Genomic DNA, 23,258 nt, shown 5'->3' with positions numbered 1-23,258 from the left:
AGTCCCTCCTATCCTTTGATTTCCTTAATCAGGATTTCTTTGCAATATACGAAATAAGCATTTAAGTCAAATGCCTGCGGATCAACCAGAAACTGGACTGCGGCCCCTTCTAACAGGGAGACTGCGATACCGGAAAGCAGATTCTGTTTGCCGGGAGGCATCTCCGGCGCGAAACGGCCGATCATATCCCGGATCTCCTGGCGCCAGCTTTCGTAAGAACGGCAGAATTCCTGATGCATGTCCGGCTCCAGCCGGGACTGGTTCCAGAAATCCAGTTCTGCAACGTCATATTTATCTTCGTTCAGAATGGTATGTATCTTCTGCTTTATGAAGATGTCTAAATGATCTTCAAGAACCGGCGGTGAGCCGGTTTTTATAAGACTGATGGAGTGTTGGCGGATTTCGCGGTAACGGTTTAAGACTTTTTTCTGGACGGCAAGGAGCAGATCCTTCTTGCTGTTGTAATAATAGTGGATATTGGATTGAAACATATGGGCTTTTTCTGCCACCTGGCGGATCCTGAGCCCGCTTATGGTTTTTTCCTGAATGATATCCAGGGCGGCATCCAGAATCCGGTCTTCGGTTGAGCTGTTTTGATTTTTCATATCATTACCCCTTTTGGTCAGGTGACCAATTTCTTGCATTATACGGAAACAGCAGATGGGTGTCAACGGAAAAAAAGAATAATTGCTAATGTTAAGCTGGGGATTAATATTATAAGACAAAACCGTTTAAAACTAAGAAAAATAGAAAAAATAATAAGGGGAAGAAATAAAATTCCCATAGATTGGAATAATAGACGGAAAAGCATTACGGGATGAGTATTGCTGATATATTAGTATCAAAGCAAGGCGCTGTTTTAATGTTTTTACAATGTTTAAAACACAAAAACAACTGGTACAAATATGCGGTATTTTGTGAAAATATGACAAATAATCGGCAAAAAAACCGGGATAATACCCATATACAAGCTGATATTTTAGTACTAATATATTAGTATCGACGGTGGGGAATCACCACCGAAGGGGAGGCAGAAGGCTTAAGGGGGTCTTCTGCGGGTTACTGTTCACAACATTTTTTATAAGGAGGGTTCGTATGAACATCAACGTAATCATCGGTATTATCATGATTCTGTCTTTCCTTGGCATGGTATGGTACTGTGTAAAAGGATTCAACCTTATGGTGGGATTTGCAATCATGGCAACATTCTGGACGGCTCTTGCGCTGGTAGGAAATGCATTTTCACCAAATTCCGCCATGGAGGGCAAGTCCTTTATTGATGTATTGACCTATGTATATGCGGATGGCCCGGCAGGTTACGCAAAATCCATCCTGGTCAACGTATTCTTTGGAGCATTCTTTGGCAGGGTTCTGGTTGATACGGGAATCGCAGCAACGCTCATCCGTAAAGTTGTTGAGCTGGGCGGCGATAAGCCCAGGATCACCATGGGCCTGCTGTGCGTTGTTACCGCAATCATCTTTATGTCCATGACCGGTATCGGTCCGGTTATTTCCATTGCAGTGATCGTGCTTCCGATTATGCTATCCCTTGGCATTCCGGCACCTATTGCAATGTTCAGCTTTATGGGGTCCATCATGGCCGGTATTTTTGGAAACATTGTTAACTTCAAGCAGTACCAGACCATTTATGCAGGTTTTAATCCGGCTGCGGAAAACTACACCTATAATGACTATTTCCGGATCGGCGTTATCTGCATGGCGATTGCACTGGTTGCCGTACTCGTCGTATCAAACCTGTTTATGAACAAAAAAGCGGCTCACGCCTGGGCGGCAGTCGGCTCATCTGCAAGCGATAATGCTCCGGCTATTTCCTGGATTTCCGTTATTCTTCCGGTCCTTGGCGTTGTGCTTTTTAAGGTCCCGATCATTCTGGGATTCTGCCTTTCCGGCATCTATGCGCTGATTACCACAGGCAAGATGAAGGGCTCTTATTCTGAAATATGCCGGCTCTTTGCAAAGCTGTTTACGGATGGTTCCATTGATGTGGCTCCTATGGTGGGATTTTTGCTTACCCTCTCCATGTTCAACAATGCAGCTACTTATGCGGCGCCGTATTTTACCGCTATTTTGGGAGGATTTGTTCCGAAGACGGCCATCCTGCTTGCCATCATTTTTGCAGCTCTGACTCCTCTTGGCTTTTTCAGAGGCCCTATGAACCTGGTCGGATGCGGTACCGCCATTCTCGCGGTCGTGGTAGCTACGCTTCCTGATGCGCCGGTAGCATTTTTGTACCCGCTGTTTGCAATAACCACCATTGCACCGCAGCATCTGGATATCACGCAGTCCTGGGTAGCATGGGGCTTTGGGTATACGAAGGTTTCCACAAAGGATTATATGAAAATGTCCATACCCACAGGCTGGATCATCGGTGTCATCTGCTGCATTGCAGTGTTCGTGCTCTATGGCGGCTTAATGTAAAAAAACAGGAAGTATTCCGGAACTGGCGGGAGCTGCCGCCGGTTCCCTGCGAATCGAACTACCTTTAAAGTAAAAGAAAGGAGCGGTCTTAAAAATGGGAAGATCAGTAAGAATGGGCATCGATGTGGGAGGCACCCATACAAAGGCGGTCGCCATTGATAACGCCACCCATGAGATCATTGGGAAATCTTCGGTGAAGACTACCCATGACGATCCCAGGGGCGTTGCGGCAGGAGTGGTTAAATCCTTTCAGAACTGCTTGCACGAAAATCAAATCAGCCCGGAAGACGTAGTATTTGTAGCGCATTCCACGACTCAGGCCACCAATGCGCTGATCGAAGGCGATGTGGCTACGGTAGGCGTAATCGGCATGGCAAAGGGCGGTCTGGAAGGATTCCTTGCCAAGAAGCAGACCAGGCTGGCAGACATTGATCTGGGAAACCAGAAAAAAATTAAAATCGTAAATGAATTCCTGAATGTAAAAAAGATGGATAAGTCCGCGGTAGAAGGGGCCATTGACGGCATGAAAAAGTCCGGTGCCGAGGTGTTCGTTTCCTCTATGGCCTTTGGCGTTGACGACGGAGGCCCGGAACAGGAAGTTTATGAAGTGGCAAATGCCAGGGGGATCCCCACTACCATGGCCTCTGACATTACCAAGCTTTACGGGCTTACGAGACGAACCAGAACGGCCGCCATTAACGCTTCTATCCTGCCTAAAATGCTGGATACCGCCAATTCCACGGAAAATTCCGTACGGGAGGCGGGAGTCCATGTGCCTTTGATGATCATGAGGGGCGACGGCGGCGTAATGGAAATAACCGAAATGAAGAAACGTCCCGTGCTGACCATGCTGTCGGGACCGGCTGCTTCCGTAATGGGTTCTCTCATGTATCTGCGCGCGTCCAATGGCGTTTATTTCGAGGTCGGCGGAACCACGACCAACATCGGTGTCATTAAAAACGGCAGGCCTGCCATTGACTATTCCATTGTCGGCGGGCATCCTACCTATATTTCTTCCCTTGATGTACGGGTTCTTGGTGTGGCCGGAGGTTCCATGGTCCGGGCCAATAAGCAGGGAGTCGTGGATGTAGGACCCCGTTCCGCCCACATTGCCGGTCTGGATTATTCCGTGTTTACGGATACGGACAAGATCAAAGGGCCAAAGGTGGAGTTCTTCTCACCAAAGCCCGGCGATCCGGATGATTATGTGAGGATCCGTCTGGAAGACGGTTCTGCAGTCACTCTGACAAACTCCTGTGCAGCCAATGTGCTTGGGCTGGTTAAGCCGGAGCATTTCTCCTATGGGAACGTAGAATCTGCCAGAAAGGCCATGCAGGCACTGGCTGATTACTGCAGCACTACCGTCGAGGATATTGCCAAACAGATCATGGAAAAAGCTTATGCTAAAATAGAGCCGGTCATCCTGGAACTGGCGGAAAAATATAAGCTGGAAAAGGATCAGATCTCCCTGGTGGGAGTAGGAGGCGGAGCGGCTTCCCTGATTATTTATTTCAGCGAAAAGATGGGAGTCAAATATTCCATACCGGAAAATGCAGAAGTCATTTCCTCCATTGGCGTTGCCCTTTCCATGGTGCGGGATGTGGTGGAGCGTATTATTCCTTCTCCGTCCAAAGAGGATATCCGGGCCATTAAGAATGAGGCCTTAAATAAAGCCATTGAATCCGGTGCAACGGCGGAATCGGTGGAAATTCACGTAGAGATTGATCCTCAGACCTCCAAGGTAACGGCCATTGCAACCGGATCCACGGAAGTCAAGACCGCGGATCTGTTAAAAGAGTGCGATGAATCGGAAGCAAGGCATCTGGCAGCACGGGATATGAGGCTTTCCGACGGTGATACAAAGCTTCTGGCAAGCTCGGGTTACTTCTATATATATGGAGAAAATGTGGATGCAGGCACTCCGGGAGCGGTACGTATTGTTGACAAGAAGGGCTTCATAAAGGTGCAGAGAGGGCGGGCTATGTGTTTAAAAACCACAGCAGCAAACTATCTGGATGCCTTAAAACAGCTTTGGGATGACATGGCTGTTTATCAGACAGAGCTCATTGCAAGACCGGATTATTATCTGTGCATGGGTGCGCGTGTCATGGACTTCTCAGCCCAGGACTTTGAACAGCTGGAGCTGCTGACGGATCTGGAGGTATCCTCTCTGGAGCCTGATGCTGAAATTCTTATCGTAGCAGCCAACATAAAGCAGAACTAAAGGTCTGGAGATAAATATGGCGGAGACAGCATTGCGTGAAATGGCAGAGTATCTGTCACAGATTGATGATATATCCTGGGGAATGTACGCATTCTCCAGGGATATTCTGCGTGATAAAGTGGACAGGGCGGAAAAAAAGAAGATGATTGAAAAGGCAATCCGCTGCGGACAGGAAAGGGCAGAGCGGATTATAGATAATATGGGAACTGAGGATCCCTGGAAACTGGCAGAAAAATTGAAGCTTAAAGTGGAGTTTATGGACAGGGGGCAGATAGCAGACAGGGTGTTATTTGCTCTTTTTACGCCCCCTGACCGCATTCAGATCATGAAGGAACCCATAGAACGGGCGGCCGGGAACAGGGAGCTTACGGGTCTCATTACAGGGGAGCAGATGGAAAAGCTGATTCTGGGACATGAGATTTTTCATTATCTTGAGGAAGAAGATGAGGAAATTTATACGAAAAATGAAAAAATTGTTCTGTGGAAGCTGTTTGGATATGAGAGCAAATCGACCATCCGGGCATTATCTGAAATTGCGGGGATGTATTTTTCGAAGAAAATAAATGAATTTCCTTATTCACCATTTGCGTTAGATATACTTTTGTATTATAATTATAATCCAGACGAAGCCCTGAAAATGTACAGGGAAGTAATAAGTTTTTAACAGGAGGCATTCATGGGCGGCACAGACAACAACCAGGAAGACACCATTTACGATGTATTAAGATCAGACATACTGGATTTGAAGCTGCGCCCTGGAATGATATTCAGCATCAAGGACATCAGCGAGTCTTATCAGGTTGGAAGAACTCCGGTACGTGATGCTTTAATCAGCCTTTCCAAGGAGGGGCTCATTACCTTTCTTCCCCAGCGGGGAACCATGATATCGAAAATTGATTATGATAAGGTCCGCAACGAACGTTTCCTTCGGACCTGTGTGGAAGAAAATGTAATGCTGGAGTTTATGGCCGTGTGCAATTTAAAAGCCATCACAGCCCTTGAAATGTCATTGGACCGGCAGGAGCAGCTCGACAAGACAGAAGATATACGGGCGTTTCTGGCAGAGGACATGTATTTCCATTCCATTTTTTATGATGGAGCAAACAAAGGCTATTGCAACGACATTCTGGCCGCCAATTCCGGCCATTACCGGAGAATGCGGCTGCTGTCCATGGCGGACGCAGGAATTGAAAAAGGTCTGGTAAAGCAGCACCGGGATCTGGTGGATGCCATCCTTGCCAAGGATTCCGAACGGCTTCACGGAGTTTTAAACCATCATTTGAACCGTATGGTCAGCAAAGAGCGGCCGCTGGTATCCAAATATCCGGATTTGTTTGACCGTGAAAAAATAGAAGTACGGCGCGAGACAGATGGACTGGGAGTCGACTTCCTGGTGGATACGAAGCTTAAGTACCACGCGTAGGTTATCCGGGGAAATGCATAAGCGGGAAGAGGCAGAAAAAAGTAAAAAAATTGTTTTCAACCTCTTGCATTTCCCAGGAACATATGCTATAATCCCTGTGTTGTCACAATTGAATAAAAAACAAGATTAATTATGCGCGAGTGGCTCAGTTGGTGGAGTACGACCTTGCCAAGGTCGGGGTCGCGGGTTCGAGTCCCGTCTCGCGCTCTTTATTTTTTCTAGAATTTACGAGGGTTTCCGGCATGTTGGGATCCTTTTTTTGTTTACATAATGTAATTTGTTGAAAGTTTTTACTTAAAGTTTTCATGATATTAAAGAACTTTTAGGATATCGTACTATCAATTTTTATATATTCATTGATTAGTTCTTTTTGCTTTCTGTATCTGACTGAGTGCAAAGTTAAATCAGAGTCTTCGGGCTGGTCTCCATAATAAGTAAAATTAAAGCGGAAATCGTACAACTTAATCTGAATAGAGTAAAATAAAGAGGGCGGGGTTGATCCCCGCCTTTTTCTTATGAATATTTTGAAGTAATATAATCTACACCAGATTCTACGGGCATTACCTTGTATGCATCTTCTTTTAATATACTGATAATGGTATCGAATTTATTAGAATTTAAGATGTCAATATCATATAAAAAAATGGTTTTCTTTTCATTTCTCATTTCCCTTGCACTGTATGCCCATGCTTTGGCTGTGAATATTAATCTTGAAAGTTCTTTTTCTTCGAATTTGAATAGCTTAATTCCAAAATCATTAGTGACTAAATCAAAATTTATAGATTCGTTATGCTTGCCAATGATAGGTTCTTCGGTATAATTTATATTGGAAGATTTTAAAACCATTTTAATGTACTTTTTCTCAGTATCCTTTTTTAATCTGTGTTTTTTGTCATAATCAAATTTTAAAAAAAGTTTAGTAATATTTTCAATAAAATTTACATCATCTGTTGTTTCTGTTTTTATAGTGGAAAAACGTAATTCATTAACAAAAGGTTTGATATATTCACTTAAATTAAATTCTTTATTATGATTGAATATATTATTTTCGACTTCTTCCCTTATACTTTCTAAATAATCCCGGAAGAAATCTACACTTATTTCATCATCAAATGTTGCTAACCGTTTAAAATTCTTAATGCTTTTAAAAATCCTTGTATTTGTAGTTAGATTATTAAACAGCATTCCGACGTATAGGCATTCTTCAGAAATGCAGGAGTTATAATATTTTAATGCTGTGTATTCAATTGTATCCATTCCCATACCTCCTTATGCTTTTATATAATCTATGATAACTGTGCAAATTTGATCCAGGTGTTCCAAACGATATAAAATATAATTTTTCAGAGCAATTAAGTTTATATCACTCACATGCCATTCGTGTGGAATTTGTGACATTATATCTCCCAGTAAATGCTCTGTCAAGATAGACTGCATTTCATGTGCACATTTTGTCAAGTTCTCGTAGGTGATATTTATAGTCATATAAAACATTTGATAAAGCTGTTCATTGTGAATCATAATATCATTATCTGCATAATCATTTTCTTCTATACCAATCTTAAAACAATTAGAATCCCATATGGTCTGATTTTTAAAAACATGAGAATGATCTATGACGGAAACAAAAATATTTTTCTTACGATATTCTACAAGCAGATTACCAATGTTTCTATCTGTATTGTATATCAGGTGATCAAAAATTACCACTTTTAGGAATACATCTATATTTGAAATATATTTCATGATTCCTTGCTTAAGAAGTGTGTTTTTTTCTAGATAAGTGGAATAGAAGCCATAACCATAATTCTTTTTATTAATATAATTAGAATGATCAACGGTACTTTCATCGCACAAACATATACCTGAGTTTGGCATTGGGAGACCAAGTGCACATGCTAATTTATAACAAATATACTCATTGACTAATGTAAGATTGCCTTGACAGTTATTAAATACTTTAACAACTGCCCTTTTATCGTTATCCAGAATACATAATAGGGGTTCTGTAACACCATTACCAAGCATATTTTCGACACAATTTACGTGCTTTACATTAATTTTGACGCACCTCTTTTGCAATAAGATATGATTACTACAAAAGAAACTTATACTATAATTATGAACCTGTCAATAGCATTTTATAAACTTATTATAAATTAATGTGTTTTAATTGTCAGGACTGAGATATTATCATAATATATGTTGTATATCTAATTATACAGAACATGTGTTCTGATGTAAAGCGCAAGTTATACCAAATTTTGCACTGCAAATTGTTCTATTTATACGAAATTCATTAAATTACTAAAATGGAGGATATCCAGATCGATCATGACGGGGCGCTACAGTATCCAGGGTTGGCAGTATAAGATTAACATAGTAGGGAAGATTTCAAGCTTTGAAGTAAATGAAAACAACGAATAATGAAAGGGCTCCGGGAAATTGGGGCTTTTTCTTTTTAGAGGAGAGTGAAAAAGGCGGGTATCCGCTGTTTGGGGCCCTTCTTTTAATTGTGGGCCGTGATCCATTTAAAACAGAGTTCCGGAAGGCAGCATTATTTTAACGGAATCCGACATTGCATTTGGCGTGAGAAAATACTATAATACGGAATTACCGAATTTTAAGCTGGAATACCAGGGAGGTAAATATGATACATATTAAGAACATAATAAAAATCTTTATCGGTGATATAAAACATATAGCATTTAATCCGGTGGCTGTTATTATCTCACTGGGACTCATGATGCTTCCGGCCCTATATGCCTGGTTTAACATTGCGGCCTGCTGGGATCCTTATGCAAATACAAAGGGTCTGAAGGTCGCGGTTGTCAATCTGGATGAAGGAGCTTCCATCGACAGCATATTTGATGCGGATATTGATGATTCGTCCATCAACATCGGGGAGATGATCCTGGATGAGCTCAGAAAGAATGAGCAGATAGGGTGGCAGTTTGTTGATAAGGAAGAGGCAATTGGCGGAGTAGAATCCGGGAAATATTATGCGGCGGTCATCGTACCGGAGGATTTCAGCCAGAAGATATCAAGCATTCTCACCTCTCACATAGAACGTCCGGCGCTGCAATATTATGTGAATGAGAAGAAAAATGCCATAGCAACAAAGATTACGGGCAAAGGGGTGGAGAGCGTACAGCAGCAGATCAATGAGACATTCATCAATTCAACCTCCAAAGTAATTGGAAAGGTCTTAAACGGATATTCGGATGACTGGAGCACGGATAAAGAAACAAACAGGAGCAATGCCATAAGCTCTCTTACGGATGCAAAAACAGATTTAAACCAGCTGGCGGATACCATAAACATGCTTCAGTCCACCCTTCGGACCGTCAACAGCTTAAACGACGGAATGAAAGGGACCCTTCCGGATGTCAGCAAAATGGTGGATTCGGGCGGAAAAACCGCTGACAGTGCAAAAGAACTGATCGATTCCTCCAGAGGGCTTTCCGATACGGCGGCCGGGGGCGTTGGGGATATGCTGGATCAGATCATGCAGGTTGAGGAATCGGTGTATGAATCCTTTCAGTTAATCGGGAAACTTACGGATACGTCTGCAGATACGGTTGTGGATGCATTAAGAGCCATGGAGAATCTGGTTACAGGAAGCATCGGCCAGTGTAATAGCGTGAACAGTATTTTGGGATCACTGAACCAGAAGCTGCCGGTTCCGCTTAAAGAAGTGGCAGCCTTTCAGCAGCAGATGGCAGAGGTCATAAAGAAACAGCAGGATCTGGTCAAGGAGCTGCAGGCTGCACAGCAGACCGTAAAGCAGACAAAAAAGCTGCCTGATGATATGAGGGAAGAGATCGGAAATTCTCTTGATACGGTTTATAATTCCATATCGGACCTCCTTGACTTTTATAACGGTAAGATAGAGGTTCCCTTAAAAGACAGTGTCAATAAGACTTATGATACCCTGGATTCCACCGCAGGGGCTTTAGACAGTATCGGAAACCTGACGGGGCAGATCGATACCACGCTTACCAGTGTAACGGCCTCATCCCAGAGTCTGATAGAAGCCCTTAACAGTACCCTTAACCTGATAAACAGGAGCAGGGACCGGGTGGATGATATGATTGATGATGTGAACAGAATAGCGGACAATAAGCAGCTTAACAAAATTATGGATATCATGCAGAATGACCCGGAACAGCTCAGCGATTTCTTAAAAATGCCCACAGATATGGTTACGAACAAGATCTATCCGGTAGAAAACTATGGCTCTGCCATGGCTCCGTTCTATACCATTCTGGCCATCTGGGTAGGAGGCCTCATTCTTGTCGCCCTGCTGAAATGCAAGGTGGAGGAAAAGCGGGCAAAGGGGCTCAAGCTCTATGAGACCTATTTTGGAAGATATCTTACTTTTATGTTATTCGGAGTTGCCCAGGCGCTGGTGGTGTCGTTGGGAGATTTGTATATGCTTAAGATCCAATGCCTGTACCCGGGAAAATTCATATTGGCAGCAGTGGCCGCAAGTATCATATTTACCAACATCATTTATTCCATGACTGTTTCCTTCGGAGATGTTGGAAAGGCAATTGTAGTGGTATTTATGGTGATCCAGGTTGCGGGATCCGGCGGAACGTTTCCGATTCAGGTAACGCCGCGGTTTTTCCAGATTGTAAACCCTCTGCTTCCCTTTACCCATCTCATAAATGCCATGAGGGAGTGTGTGGGAGGAATCTATCAGGATGCTTACTGGAGCGATATACGAAACGTGCTGATCTATATCCCGATATCGCTGCTGGTTGGAATCGTATTGCGGAAGAAGGTGCTTGAACTGAATGAATTCTTTGAAGAAAAACTCAGCCAGACAGGAATCATGTAAGAAAAACCGGGGAAAGAAGAAAGCTGGAAACAGGCTCTTCCTGGCAGGGACCGTTGCTGCTGTTCTTTTGCTCCCTGTCCTTGGAGTCATGGGGTGGCATTATTTCCCCGCGTATTATGCTAAATTTTATCTGACCCGGTCGGCGCTGCAGACCAAAGGGAGATTCATGGATCTGTGGGGGAAAGATAAGGGAGATGGCGATGCTTATGAAGATGCCTTAAAGCTGGTAGCGGACGAAGTGGAATGGAACGGCCATTCTGTGCTGGTACTTCCAGGCGGCCTTGGAATCTCCTGGAAGGAGCAGCGGGATGAGAAAAACACGTTTGCCCAGGGAAATGTTGACGTGTATTTTCTGGGAGCCATAAGGGAAGGGGTCCATTATTGGGCGGATCAGGAAAACGTTGTGCTCATGGCACCCGAGATTAACGGAGCATCGGTAAGGACCAGCCAGGATGCGTTAAAAAGCGTTACGGGGTTTTCCATTATTCCGGATAAAAAGAACCGGTTAAGCGAAAAATTACAAACACTGAAAAAAGATACCGTTAATATGATAAGCCAGAGCCGGATAGAATTTAACGGGAGGGATGAGAAAGGTGTAAAAATTAAGGCCAGTGTTCCGGCCGGACTCTTTGACTCTTATCTGAGTGAAATAGGAGACTTTCTTGGAGACGGCCCCGGAAAGGATTTGAAAGAATGGAAGACCAAAGGTGAGATACAGGAAATTCTGTTTACCATTGATAAAAAGTTAAATATAACGGAGATCCGCGTAGAAGGCCTGGCTGACATGAGCCTTTTGCTGGAATCCGATGGAAGAGTGTCGGCCGGAGGAACGGTGAAGCTTCATGAAAAGGAGATCCATATGAATACAAAGATCTGTTTCGGCAATGGACAGGAAGGAAAACGTACGTTTCAGATACCGGAATTAAACATTACATACCATAATGAAAAGTTCCGGCTCCGGCTTAAACTGAGCGGGGGATATGAAGGCGGCAGGATTTCTGCAGGGGCATTGGAATATGGGAGACTGTCTGCGGCAGAGGGAGAACCGGCCGATGGAGGCTTGCAGGAGGTCATAAATACGTTTTTTGAAAGAATTGGAAAATTGGGCTTCGATTTTAATAAGTAAATAAAAAAAGCTATTGACAAATATAACTGTAACTTTTATAATAACAGTAAAGCTACTGAAACTTATAAAGTTACAGTTATCCCATTGGCAATAATCACAAAAACGGGGATATTTAAGACAATAATGATAAAACTATAAAAGAGAGAACCGTTTGTTGGGAGACATGGAAGAGGATATACTGTTCGTTATATCATACAATAGCATTTCCGGCTTTATCAGGGAATGCCGGGAAAATGAATAAAAGCGCTTTTTCATAAAGGCAGAAAGAGCAGATTAAGAAGGAGGAACATGATATGGCAGTTGTAACATTAACACAGGAGAACTTTGAGAATGAAGTAGTAAAGAGTAAGGGGATTGTTCTGGTGGATTTCTGGGCTACCTGGTGCGGCCCCTGTAAGATGTTTGCACCGGTAATGGAAGAGATTGCAGGAGAGAACCATCCTGATGTTAAGATTGGTAAGGTGGATGTGGATCAGCATCCTGATCTGGCAGGACAGTTCAGGGTCATGAGCATTCCGACTCTTGTACTTTTTAAGGACGGAAAGGCGGCAGCTACCTCCGTAGGAGCGAAATCCAAGAAAGAAGTTTTGGAAATGATAGAAAAGTTAAGATAAAATATTTCAACAGATCACAGGCCCTCCGGATTAGCGGAAAGGCCGGTGGTCTTTTTTTTTACATTTTTTTCTGCTTTCAGATTTCATCTTTTTCATTTAATATAGATTACATAAGTAGATATTGACATTCCCCTATACAGGAAGGGTTATACTAAATTTGTCGATACGCGGAAGACATGTAAATGAAAAGAGTAATTGATTAATGAACATTATGACAAAGGCACATGTTTATGGGGGTTTCCATGGAAGAAAAAAAATTATACTCAATCGGGGAAGTTAGTAAGATCTGCAACATTTCGGCAAAAGCCTTGCGGTTTTACGATAAAATCGGGATCATATCTCCTGATATGATCTGCAAGGAAAACAGTTATCGGTATTATAATAAAGAAACGCTTCTGACTGTTCCGGTGGTGAAATACTACAAACAAATGGGATTTAAACTGGAAGAGATGCAGGGGCTTGTCGAAGGAAATACCTATTACTATCTGGAACAGAACTTTCGTAACAAGATTGACCAGCTGCGTCTTCAGGAGCAGCAGATCCATAACAGCTATATTTCGGTTAAGGATTGGTATGAGCTGATACAGGAAGCCAAGCTGGTGCGCCAGAATGATATTCATGATGTTGCCGTAAAGTATATACAGCCTGCGGTTTTCTGCGGCATGGAACAGGACTTTGACTATCATTACATGGAATCCATCATTAATATAGAATGGACCAACCATCTGGAATCGGCTGAGAATGAGATTACAGGGGCGGTAATTTTAAAATTCGAATCATTTGAGGAAAAGATGGCAGGCAGGTGCAGGCGTGCCAGAATCATGCAGCAGGCTATCCACCCGTGTAAGGGCTGCGTAAACCGGCAGACCTATGGAGGATTTATGGCAGCATCGGTTTATCATATCGGCAGACATGAGACCATTGATGAAGAGTATGAGAAAATACTGAACTGGGCGGCTAAAAAAGGTTATAAATGCGGAAAAGAAAGCTTTGAACGGTATGTGGTGGATTACTGGACCACCAGAGATCCGGCTGAATTTGTTTCAGAAGTAATTGTTCCGATATACAGAGAATAAGGGAGCACGTTGAACCGGCTGGCTCCCCTGGAACAGCATCTTTTGGGAATGCTGTGCCAGGGGAGCTTTTATGCTGTTATTTGCTCCCAATAATTGGAGCATAAAAAAATTAAAAAACCGGTTGACATTCCCCATAGGGGGAAGATTTATACTAAATGCATAGAAAAACACAAAGCGCTGTCATAAAATTGGTAACATTAACTGGCGTGATGTGTTTTCTAAACGTTTTCAGCTGAACGTAAAGAAAAAGAAGAGAAACAGGCTAACTTGAATTTTGTGCAGTATTCAAATGGGGAAGGAAAACTTAGATGACGGAAGCACGAAAAAAATTTAAAACAATTGGCATTACGACAGGCTTAATATCCGGTCTTATGTATGGGTTATATACCACATTCGTATTGATCGCCGGTTATTACAAGCCTCTTGCCGGAGCAGCCGGGCTGTTTGCTGCTCCCTATGTAACCTCAGGCCTGAACGATTTATTTGCAGGTCTCTGGCTGACAGCTTACAACGTAAAGACCGGAAGGATCCGGGAGATCGGAAGAAGCTTAAGCCTGTTCCCGGGAAAAATCATTCTGATCGGCTCTCTGGTAGGCGGCCCAATCGCAAGCGGTGCTTACCTTATGGGACTTGCCATGGCAGGAGCTTATGCAATCCCGATTTCTGCCATGTACATTCTCTTTGGAGCATTGTTCGCAAGGATCTTCCTGAAACAGAAAATTGTCCCAAGAGTCGGCATTGGAATGGTGATCTGTGTGGTTGGAGCGATTGTTATTAACTGGGTAAAGCCGGAAGGCAGCACCAATTTTACGCTCGGGATGATCTGTGCTTTCGTTGCGGCCATCGGCTGGGCGCTGGAAGGCGTATTTGCGGCTTACGGAAGCGCCATGCTGGATACCGATGTGGTGATCAACATCCGCCAGCTTTTATCCGGTATTGTCGATCTGATTGTTATTTTGCCGATGGTGGGAGGCATGGGACTTTTAAAAGGCACCCTTTTCTCCCTGCCCCCGGTTGTGTGGCTGCTGGTTTCCGGACTTTGCGCCGCAGTGTCCTACTTGTGCTGGTATAAATCCAACAGTACGGTCGGCTGTGCAATGGGAATGTCATTAAATATTACCTACGCGTTCTGGGGCGTGCTGTTCTGCATTCTGTTTATCAAACAGCCTGTAACCCCGACCATAGTCATTGGTTCCATGATTATCATTCTGGGTGCGGTTTTAGTATCCGTGGACCCATTTGAATTGCTGAATAAAAAGGAGGAATTAAGCAATGAAATATGATGCATTAGGAATGATCGAGACAAAGGGCCTGATCGGTTCCATCGAAGCTGCAGATGCAATGGTGAAGGCAGCAAATGTTACGCTTTTAGGAAAAGAATTTGTCGGCGGCGGCCTTGTTACCGTTATGGTAAGAGGCGACGTAGGCGCTGTAAAGGCAGCAACCGATGCTGGCGCAGCAGCAGCCCAGAGAGTTGGGGAACTGGTTTCCGTTCATGTGATCCCACGTCCTCACGCTGAGGTTGAAACCATTCTTCCGAAAGAAAAAAAGGAGAGTAAGTAATGAGTAACCAAGGAATGACATCTGCATCCGCGGATGCAAAAATGGCAGCGGTCAACAAAAAATTCAGGACAACCGGAATGACAACCGGTGCATTATCCGGGCTTACATACGGGATCTATACCGTGCTTGTACTGGTAGCCGGATATTATGAACCTCTTGCCAGTGCGGCAGGACTTTTGGCAGGGCCATACGTGTGCTCTGGTTTAAATGATCTTTTCGCGGGAATCTGGCTGACTGCTTATAATGCAAAAAGCGGCCGTATCCGTGAGATGGGAAGAAGCCTTAATACATTCCCTGGTAAAATGATCGTCATCGGATCCCTTCTCGGCGGTCCGGTAGCCAATGGCGCTTATCTGGTAGGTCTTGCCATGGCCGGCGCCTATGCGATTCCGATTTCCGCATTATGCAGTTTGTTCGGAGCAATTTTTGCATGGATCTTTTTAAAACAGAAAATCACAAAGAGAGTTATGGCAGGTATGCTGGTATGCGTAGCCGGTGCCATCATCATCAACTGGACGAAGCCGGAAGGCAGCGATAACTTCACGCTGGGAATTATCTTCTCCTTTGTCGCAGCGATCTGCTGGGCCCTGGAAGGTGTATTTTCCACTTACGGCGGAGCCATGATCGATACCGATGTTGCGGTAAATTTACGCCAGCTTATTTCCGGTGTTGTGGATTTATTCGTGATCCTGCCCATCGTTGGAGGCTTAGGACTTCTGGGCGGAACACTTTTTGCGGGAATTCCTGCTGTCTGGCTTGCAGTTTCCGGCTTAAGCGCCGCAGTATCTTTCCTTTGCTGGTATAAGAGCAACTCCACGGTTGGCTGTGCTGTCGGAATGTCCTTAAATGTAACCTATGCGTTCTGGGGAGTTTTCTTCTGTATCCTGTTTTTGGGACAGGCAGTGACCCCTACGATTGTAATCGGTTCTATTGTAATCGTATTTGGTGCGGTTCTGGTAACCATGAATCCACTGGATTTATTCAGGAAAGGGGAATAAAGAAATGTTATTACCTGCAAGAACAGCGGTTTTAAATTATTTGTATGGGGTAAAAGATGCGGACATCAGCCAGATCATGGAGGCTTTAAAGCCGCTTTACGGCGGAGAACGCCAGTTTACCAAAGAGCGTTATATGGATCATGTCATGTCTCTGGAAGCAAACGGTATGGTAAACTTACGCAGCTATGATCTGGATCAGAACGGGGAACTGCGCATGCGTTACGAAATCAACGATGACGGCAGAAGCGCGGTTGACAAGTATGTGGATAAAAAATACCGCAAATAAAAAAGAGGAGGTTTACAAAGGTGAGATATTACGGCGAAGAAGCTTTAGGCCTGGTAGAGACCGTTGGACTGGTTCCCGCACTGGAAGCAGCAGACAAAATGCTCAAGGCAGCTGATGTAGAATTGATTTCCTATGAAAACGTAGGTTCCACCCTGGTGACCATTATGGTAAAGGGTGATGTGGCAGCGGTACGTTCCTCTGTAGAGGCGGGCGCAGAAGCAGCCGCTGCCATTGGCAAGCTGACAGCAAAGAATGTTATGCCAAGGCCGATCAAAGAGGTCGGAGACATTGTATCCGTACATGATATCGACGCATAGAGAAAGGAAAACAGTATATGGAAAGATATGAAGCCATAGGCGGGGTAGAAACATTTGGTTTGGTATTCGTTCTCGAAGCGGCTGATGCGATGTGCAAGGCGGCAGATGTGGAACTCATCGGCTATGAGAACGTAGCTTCCGGTTATATTTCTGTCCTGGTACGCGGAGATGTGGGAGCCTGCAAGACTGCGGTAGAAGCGGGAATTAAGGCGGTAAACGATATGGGAGCGGAAGTTTACAGCTCCGTAGTTATTCCAAGACCTCATCCCCATCTTGAAAAAATCATCAGACGATATGCCTTAAGTACTGCTCCGGAACAGGAATAGCAGGCATCCCGGATGAAGGGAGAAAAGGAAATGAGTTTTGTAGATAAAGACCTGCTCTCCATACAGGAGGCAAGGATATTAATGGAAAGCGCACGGGAAGCCAGAGAGACCATGCTTACCTTCCCCCAGGAAAAGCTTGATCTCATCACCGGCACCCTTGCTGCGGCAGCAAAGGAAATGGCAGAGGAGCTGGCGGTCATGTCCGCAGAAGAAACCGGATATGGGCGGTGGCAGGACAAGTACGTGAAAAACACCTTTGTCTGCGATTCCCTGCCGGAACGCGTGAAAAACATGAGATGCGTCGGCATTTTAGAAGAAGATTCCGGGTTGAAGACCATGGATGTAGGCGTTCCTGTAGGCGTGATCGCAGCCCTGACCCCGGCTGTAAGCCCGGTTTCTACCGCGATTTACAACGTACTGATTGCCGTTAAGTCCGGCAACCCCATCGTCATTGCTCCCCATGAGAGGGCAAGGAAGGTAACGGGCAGGCTTCTTGACCGGCTGATGGAAGCCGGAAAATGCTGCGGACTTCCGGAAGGAGCGATCGGGTATTTAAAGACAGTGACAAGGGCAGGGGCCCTGGAACTGATCCGTCACCCGGCAGCAGCCATCGTAGTAAACACCGGAGTTCCGGAGCTGTGCCGGGAGGCGGCAGAAAGCGGAAAGCCTTATATTTACGGCGGTACGGGAAACGGGCCGGTCTTTATTGAGCGCACCGCTGACGTAAGGCAGGCGGTAGAGGATATCATTGCCAGCCGTACCTTTGATTTTGGGATCGTGTCTGCGGCAGAGCAGTATATGGTGGCAGACAGTCTCATCGCAGCAGAAGTAAAGGCCGAAATGTTAAAAAACGGCGCCTATTTCATGAACGGGGAAGAGGAGAAAAAGCTGATAGACCTCCTCTGCCTGGAGAGTGGAAAGGCGGATACGGAAATTATGGGAAGACCGGCCGCAGAGCTTGCCAAAAGGGCAGGATTTGCGGTGCCGGAGTCCACGGCTGTGCTGGTTTCCGAACAGAAATATATTTCTGACAGGAACCCATTTGCAAAAGAGCTTCTTTGTCCTGTATTGGCCTACTATATCGAAAGCGACTGGATGCACGCCTGCGAGAAATGCATGAGTCTGCTGGTAAACGAAAGCCATGGACATACCCTGGTGATCCATTCCAGGGATGAGGAAGTGATACGTCAGTTCGCCTTAAAGAAACCGGTGGGCAGAGTTCTTGTAAATACCCCTGCCACCCTGGGCAGCATGGGAGCCACCACCAACCTGTTTCCGGCTATGACCCTGGGAAGCATTACGGCAGGTGCCGGAATCACGGCGGACAACGTTTCCCCCATGAATTTCATCTACGTCCGGAAAGTGGGATATGGAGTCCGGGGAGCAAAGGAATTCCTTGGGTCTGCGGAGAAAGTCTTAAGCGGATACGGGAAAGTCCCTGAAACAAAGGGGGATACCGAAGATGCAAAAGCGCTTTTGAAACAGATTTTAGAAACATTGTCCAAAGAACTGGATGATAAGTGTTGAAAGAAAAGCGTCTTTCAACCTTGAATTTGTGAATCAACTGGATATGCAAGCATATCCGTTTGATTCATTAGGCGGCAAATAATTGAAAGAGAGGGAAATCAGATTGGATATTCGTGAATTTTCAAATAAATTTGTGGAAGCAACAAAGAACATGTCACCGGAAGAAAGAGCTTCCCTGATGAAAATGTTTGAAAACGTTTCAGATGAAATCAACAAAAAAGAGCCTGCTCCCCAGGCAGCAGTATGCTGTGAGGAAGGAACAGAGATACCGGATGGGATCACTCCCAGACTTCAGAAATTAAAAGAAAATTATTTAAAGCACAAACCATCCATAACTACATACCGTGCCCGTGCGATCACAAAGATCGCAAAAGAGAATCCCGGTATGCCGAAGATCATGCTTCGTGCAAAATGTTTCCGTTACTGCTGTGAGACAGCTCCCCTTGTGATTCAGGACAACGAACTGATCGTAGGCGCTCCCTGCGGCGCTCCCCGTGCAGGTGCATTCTCTCCGGATATCGCATGGAGATGGATGGTGGATGAGATTGATACCATCGGAACACGTCCACAGGATCCATTCTATATTTCCGAAGAAGACAAGAAAATCATGAGAGAAGAACTCTTCCCTTACTGGGCGGGTAAATCGGTTGATGAGTATTGTGAGGACCAGTACCGGGAAGCAGGCGTATGGGAATTATCAGGTGAATCCTTTGTATCGGACTGTTCCTACCATGCCATCAACGGCGGCGGTGACTCCAACCCAGGCTATGATGTGATCCTCATGAAAAAGGGTATGCTGGATATCCAGCAGGAAGCCAAAGATCATTTAAAAGAGCTGGATTATGAAAATCCGGATGATATCGAAAAGATTTATTTCTACAAATCCATTATCGATACCACAGAAGGCGTTATGATCTATGCAAAGAGAATTTCCGGGTATGCGGCTGAGCTTGCAACAAAGGAAACCGATCCAAAGCGCAAGGAAGAGCTGTTAAAGATTTCAGAAGTAAATGCTTACGTTCCGGCTCACAAGCCTAGAACCTTCTGGGAAGCGGTCCAGGCTGTATGGACCATCGAATCCCTGCTCGTAGTAGAAGAAAATCAGACCGGTATGTCCATCGGACGTGTTGACCAGTATATGTATCCATTTTACAAAGCTGATATCGAATCCGGCCGTATGAATGATTTCCAGGCATTTGAGCTTGCAGGCTGTATGCTGATCAAGATGTCTGAGATGATGTGGATCACCAGTGAAGGCGGTTCCAAATTCTTCGCAGGCTACCAGCCATTCGTTAATATGTGCGTAGGCGGTGTGACCCGCAGCGGACACGATGCCACCAATGACCTGACTTACTTATTAATGGATGCCGTCCGCCATGTAAAGATTTACCAGCCTTCCCTTGCATGCCGTATCCACAACAAGTCCCCGAAGAAATATATGAAGAAGATCGTAGATGTGGTCCGTTCCGGTATGGGCTTCCCGGCCTGCCACTTTGACGATGCCCACATCAAGATGATGCTTGCAAAGGGCGTATCCATTGAAGACGCACGTGATTACTGTCTCATGGGCTGTGTAGAACCTCAGAAGTCCGGCCGTCTGTATCAGTGGACCTCTACGGCTTATACTCAGTGGCCGATCTGTATTGAGCTCGTGTTAAACCACGGTGTTCCATTGTGGTATGGCAAGCAGGTTTGCCCGGATATGGGTGACTTAAGCAATTTCAAAACCTATGAAGAGTTTGAAGCAGCCGTAAAAGAAGAGATCAAATACATTACAAAATGGACCGATGTAGCGACTGTAATTTCCCAGCGTGTTCACAGAGATTTAGCTCCGAAGCCGCTTATGTCCATTATGTACGAAGGCTGTATGGAGAAAGCAAAGGATGTATCCGCAGGCGGTGCGATGTACAACTTCGGACCTGGAGTCGTATGGTCCGGACTTGCTACCTATGCAGATTCCATGGCAGCCATCAAGAAGCTTGTATTCGAAGAAAAGAAATATACTCTGGAGCAGTTAAACGAAGCATTAAAGGCAGACTTTGCCGGATGTGACCAGATCCGCACCGATTGCCTCAATGCTCCGAAATACGGAAATGATGATGATTATGCAGATCTCATTGCGGCTGACCTGGTTGATTTTACAGAGCATGAGCACAGAAAATATAAGACCTTATACTCTGTTTTAAGCCATGGTACCTTATCCATTTCCAATAACACCCCATTCGGACAGATGACAGGCGCTTCTGCCAATGGCCGTCACGCATGGCTGCCGCTTTCCGACGGCATCAGCCCGACACAGGGTGCGGATTTCAAGGGCCCGACAGCGATCATCAAGTCCGTATCCAAGATGGCCAATGACAGCATGAACATCGGTATGGTTCATAACTTTAAGATCATGGCAGGGCTTCTCGATACTCCGGAAGGAGAAGAGAGCCTGATCACATTGCTTCGTACGGCCTGCATGTTCGGTAACGGCGAGATGCAGTTCAACTACTTAGACAACAATACCCTGATCGAGGCTCAAAAAGCTCCGGAGCTGTACCGCGACTTAATCGTCCGCGTAGCCGGCTACAGCGCATTCTTCGTAGAGTTATGCAAGGATGTACAGGATGAGATCATAAGCAGAACCATGCTGACACATTTCTAAAAGAAAACGGAGATAAATCACAATGGACCATGGAAATACAGGAGAGATTGAACGTAAGGCGTTTATCTTTAACGTGCAGAAGTACAACATGTATGACGGGCCGGGAATCAGAACCCTGGTATTCTTTAAAGGCTGTCCGCTCCGGTGTAAATGGTGTTCCAATCCGGAAGGTATGGAACGGAAATTCCAGGTGATGTATAAACAAAATTCCTGTGTGAACTGCGGGGCGTGCGCCAGTGTGTGCCCCGTGGGAATCCATGTGATGTCCAAAGAGACCGGTAAACATGAAATAAAGCGGGAAAAGGACTGCATCGGATGCATGAAATGCAAGAACATCTGCCCGAATGCGGCACTGACCATTGCCGGAGAGATGAGGACCATTTCAGAACTGCTTAAGACCGTGGAAGAGGATGCTGCCTTTTATGATATTTCAGGCGGCGGAGTGACCCTTGGCGGCGGCGAAGTGACCGCTCAGCCGGAAGCAGCCTTAAATCTTTTAATGGCCTGTAAGCAGGAGGGAATCAATACAGCGATCGAGACCTGCGGTTATACAAAAACGGAAACCATATTAAAGATAGCGGAATACGTGGATTTATTCTTATTTGACATAAAACATATGGACCCGGTAAGGCACAACGAACTGGTTGGTGTAAACAATGAACAGATATTGACTAATATCAGGGAACTGCTCCATCACCGCTGCAATGTAAAGGTGCGTATGCCTATGCTAAAAGGAATCAATGACAGCCGGGAAGAGATCGATGCGGTTATTAAATTCCTGATGCCATACCGTGATTACAAGAATTTTAAGGGAATTGACTTGCTTCCGTACCATAAGTTGGGCGTCAACAAATACAACCAGCTTGATATGGAGTACCCCATTGCAGGCGATCCAAGCTTAAGCGCTGATGATTTAGACCGGATTGAAGGGTGGATGAAGGAATATCAGTTCCCGGTTACTGTGGTAAAGCACTGAGAAAGGGGAAGACGCCGTGATCGAAATGCAACGAGTCATAGAGGAGTCCGTTCCGGGCAAGCAGGTGACCATAGCCCATGTAATCGCATCCCCCATACCGGAGGTGTATGAATGTCTTGGCATCGATGAACTGGGAGCTATCGGAATTCTCACGCTGTCCCCTTTTGAAACGTCCATCATTGCTGCGGACATAGCGGCAAAGGCAGCGGACGTACAGGTGGGGTTTTTAGACCGCTTCACAGGCTCTGTGATCATTGCAGGCGACGTGGACAGTGTGGAAACCGCTTTAACCGCGGTGTGTGATACCTTAAAGCGCGGGCTGGGTTATACGGTGCCCGCAGTATCAAAAACATGAGAAGAAAAAGGATCATGCTCATCGGTCCCGGCGGCAGCGGGAAAACTTCGCTGGCGCATGTTATAAACGGTTTTACCGGTCCTGCCAGGAGAACCCAGAACATGGTGTATGGGGAAAAAACTCTGGATGTACCGGGGGTTTACTTGGAAAGTCCCTGGATGCACAAGCATATCATTGCGGCAGCTCAGGACGCCTCCCATGTACTGATGCTGGTAGACCAGTCTTCATGCCGGGAAAGTTACCCGCCGGGATTCGCAAAAGCGTTCCGGGTTCCAGTCATCGGTGTGATTACAGGAAGCGGAGAGAAGCCGGAAAATGATGGCTGGTGTATCCGTCAGTTAAAAAAAGCCGGGGTCCGGGAGCCCTATTATCACATCAATCTGTCTGGAAGGGCGGGTCTTCCTGAATTAATGGAGGCATTATGCCCAAAGAACGTGGGCAAATAAGAGGAAATACCCTACGGGTATACCTATATGCCCAAAGAACGTGGGCAAATATAAGGAAAGGAGGGAAAT

The 23,258-nt window shown here is 45.3% G+C and carries 22 protein-coding genes and 1 tRNA gene; 20 read left to right on the top strand and 3 right to left on the bottom strand.

Going from position 1 to position 23,258, the window contains the following annotated elements; translation table 11 throughout:
- Nucleotides 1-8: 8 nt before the first annotated feature.
- Nucleotides 9-605 carry a TetR/AcrR family transcriptional regulator gene (locus tag BQ9856_RS19965; protein WP_077612582.1) on the bottom strand — a complete coding sequence of 199 codons (597 nt, stop codon included), beginning with the start codon at nucleotides 603-605 and terminating at the stop codon, nucleotides 9-11.
- A gap of 490 nt (nucleotides 606-1,095) precedes the next feature.
- On the opposite strand from BQ9856_RS19965, the gene BQ9856_RS19960 reads away from it, so the two are divergent.
- The 5 genes from BQ9856_RS19960 (at nucleotide 1,096) to BQ9856_RS19940 (ending at nucleotide 6,293) form a co-directional block, all read left to right on the top strand.
- A complete protein-coding gene (locus BQ9856_RS19960; RefSeq protein ID WP_077612581.1) occupies nucleotides 1,096-2,439 on the top strand; it encodes a citrate transporter in 1,344 nt (447 codons plus the stop codon).
- Between the two features lie 94 nt (nucleotides 2,440-2,533).
- Complete coding sequence (locus tag BQ9856_RS19955) at nucleotides 2,534-4,663, top strand: hydantoinase/oxoprolinase family protein (protein ID WP_077612580.1); 2,130 nt, start codon at nucleotides 2,534-2,536, stop codon at nucleotides 4,661-4,663.
- A 16-nt stretch (nucleotides 4,664-4,679) separates the two neighbouring features.
- Nucleotides 4,680-5,327: a hypothetical protein gene (locus tag BQ9856_RS19950; RefSeq protein WP_077612579.1), complete on the top strand. Its 648-nt coding sequence runs from the start codon at nucleotides 4,680-4,682 to the stop codon at nucleotides 5,325-5,327.
- Between the two features lie 12 nt (nucleotides 5,328-5,339).
- Entirely contained in the window at nucleotides 5,340-6,086 is a 747-nt protein-coding gene (locus tag BQ9856_RS19945) for a GntR family transcriptional regulator (RefSeq protein WP_077612578.1), read from the top strand.
- Nucleotides 6,087-6,220: 134 nt separating this feature from the next.
- Nucleotides 6,221-6,293 (top strand) — tRNA-Gly (locus BQ9856_RS19940).
- 306 nt (nucleotides 6,294-6,599) lie between these two features.
- Here the strand turns inward: BQ9856_RS19940 and BQ9856_RS19935 are convergent.
- Nucleotides 6,600-7,343, bottom strand: a complete 744-nt coding sequence (locus BQ9856_RS19935) for a hypothetical protein (RefSeq protein ID WP_077612577.1) — start codon at nucleotides 7,341-7,343, stop codon at nucleotides 6,600-6,602.
- A 12-nt stretch (nucleotides 7,344-7,355) separates the two neighbouring features.
- A complete protein-coding gene (locus BQ9856_RS19930) occupies nucleotides 7,356-8,114 on the bottom strand; it encodes a HipA family kinase (RefSeq protein WP_077612576.1) in 759 nt (252 codons plus the stop codon).
- Nucleotides 8,115-8,736: 622 nt separating this feature from the next.
- Between BQ9856_RS19930 and BQ9856_RS19925 the strand changes: the two genes are divergently transcribed.
- The 15 genes from BQ9856_RS19925 (at nucleotide 8,737) to BQ9856_RS19855 (ending at nucleotide 23,189) form a co-directional block, all read left to right on the top strand.
- The gene (locus tag BQ9856_RS19925; RefSeq protein WP_077612575.1) at nucleotides 8,737-10,932 is read left to right on the top strand and encodes a YhgE/Pip domain-containing protein; all 2,196 of its coding nucleotides are present in this window, start codon (nucleotides 8,737-8,739) and stop codon (nucleotides 10,930-10,932) included.
- Nucleotides 10,889-12,058, top strand: coding sequence for a hypothetical protein (locus tag BQ9856_RS19920; RefSeq protein WP_077612574.1), 1,170 nt, complete (start codon nucleotides 10,889-10,891; stop codon nucleotides 12,056-12,058). The genes BQ9856_RS19925 and BQ9856_RS19920 overlap by 44 nt, the downstream gene beginning before the upstream one ends.
- A gap of 293 nt (nucleotides 12,059-12,351) precedes the next feature.
- Nucleotides 12,352-12,672 carry a thioredoxin gene (trxA, locus tag BQ9856_RS19915; protein WP_077612573.1) on the top strand — a complete coding sequence of 107 codons (321 nt, stop codon included), beginning with the start codon at nucleotides 12,352-12,354 and terminating at the stop codon, nucleotides 12,670-12,672.
- A 242-nt stretch (nucleotides 12,673-12,914) separates the two neighbouring features.
- The gene (locus BQ9856_RS19910; protein ID WP_077612572.1) at nucleotides 12,915-13,748 is read left to right on the top strand and encodes a MerR family transcriptional regulator; all 834 of its coding nucleotides are present in this window, start codon (nucleotides 12,915-12,917) and stop codon (nucleotides 13,746-13,748) included.
- A gap of 308 nt (nucleotides 13,749-14,056) precedes the next feature.
- Nucleotides 14,057-15,031 carry a DMT family transporter gene (locus tag BQ9856_RS19905; protein WP_077612571.1) on the top strand — a complete coding sequence of 325 codons (975 nt, stop codon included), beginning with the start codon at nucleotides 14,057-14,059 and terminating at the stop codon, nucleotides 15,029-15,031.
- Nucleotides 15,021-15,311 (top strand): ethanolamine utilization microcompartment protein EutM, encoded by a 291-nt coding sequence (gene eutM, locus BQ9856_RS19900; RefSeq protein WP_077612570.1) that lies wholly within the window; start codon nucleotides 15,021-15,023, stop codon nucleotides 15,309-15,311. Before BQ9856_RS19905 ends, eutM begins: the two co-directional genes overlap by 11 nt.
- Nucleotides 15,311-16,309 carry a DMT family transporter gene (locus BQ9856_RS19895; RefSeq protein ID WP_077612569.1) on the top strand — a complete coding sequence of 333 codons (999 nt, stop codon included), beginning with the start codon at nucleotides 15,311-15,313 and terminating at the stop codon, nucleotides 16,307-16,309. Before eutM ends, BQ9856_RS19895 begins: the two co-directional genes overlap by 1 nt.
- Nucleotides 16,310-16,313: 4 nt before the next feature.
- The gene (locus BQ9856_RS19890) at nucleotides 16,314-16,595 is read left to right on the top strand and encodes a hypothetical protein (protein WP_077612568.1); all 282 of its coding nucleotides are present in this window, start codon (nucleotides 16,314-16,316) and stop codon (nucleotides 16,593-16,595) included.
- 20 nt (nucleotides 16,596-16,615) lie between these two features.
- The gene (locus tag BQ9856_RS19885; protein WP_025230287.1) at nucleotides 16,616-16,912 is read left to right on the top strand and encodes a BMC domain-containing protein; all 297 of its coding nucleotides are present in this window, start codon (nucleotides 16,616-16,618) and stop codon (nucleotides 16,910-16,912) included.
- Between the two features lie 17 nt (nucleotides 16,913-16,929).
- On the top strand, nucleotides 16,930-17,238 hold the full coding sequence (locus BQ9856_RS19880; protein WP_077612567.1) for a BMC domain-containing protein: 309 nt from the start codon (nucleotides 16,930-16,932) through the stop codon (nucleotides 17,236-17,238).
- Nucleotides 17,239-17,268: 30 nt separating this feature from the next.
- A complete protein-coding gene (locus BQ9856_RS19875; RefSeq protein WP_077613464.1) occupies nucleotides 17,269-18,765 on the top strand; it encodes an aldehyde dehydrogenase family protein in 1,497 nt (498 codons plus the stop codon).
- Between the two features lie 103 nt (nucleotides 18,766-18,868).
- Entirely contained in the window at nucleotides 18,869-21,412 is a 2,544-nt protein-coding gene (cutC, locus tag BQ9856_RS19870; RefSeq protein ID WP_077613463.1) for a choline trimethylamine-lyase, read from the top strand.
- Between the two features lie 22 nt (nucleotides 21,413-21,434).
- Nucleotides 21,435-22,388: a choline TMA-lyase-activating enzyme gene (gene cutD, locus BQ9856_RS19865; RefSeq protein WP_077612566.1), complete on the top strand. Its 954-nt coding sequence runs from the start codon at nucleotides 21,435-21,437 to the stop codon at nucleotides 22,386-22,388.
- 25 nt (nucleotides 22,389-22,413) lie between these two features.
- Entirely contained in the window at nucleotides 22,414-22,743 is a 330-nt protein-coding gene (locus BQ9856_RS19860; RefSeq protein WP_077613462.1) for a BMC domain-containing protein, read from the top strand.
- Entirely contained in the window at nucleotides 22,740-23,189 is a 450-nt protein-coding gene (locus tag BQ9856_RS19855; protein ID WP_077612565.1) for a EutP/PduV family microcompartment system protein, read from the top strand. The genes BQ9856_RS19860 and BQ9856_RS19855 overlap by 4 nt, the downstream gene beginning before the upstream one ends.
- The last annotated feature ends 69 nt before the right edge of the window (nucleotides 23,190-23,258 follow it).

It is taken from the genome of Clostridium sp. Marseille-P2415 (genome assembly GCF_900155545.1).
Classification (GTDB): Bacteria; Bacillota; Clostridia; order Lachnospirales; family Lachnospiraceae; genus Lacrimispora.
The sequence above is the reverse complement of the archived record's forward strand: the minus strand, read 5'-3'. Positions and strand labels throughout refer to the sequence as shown.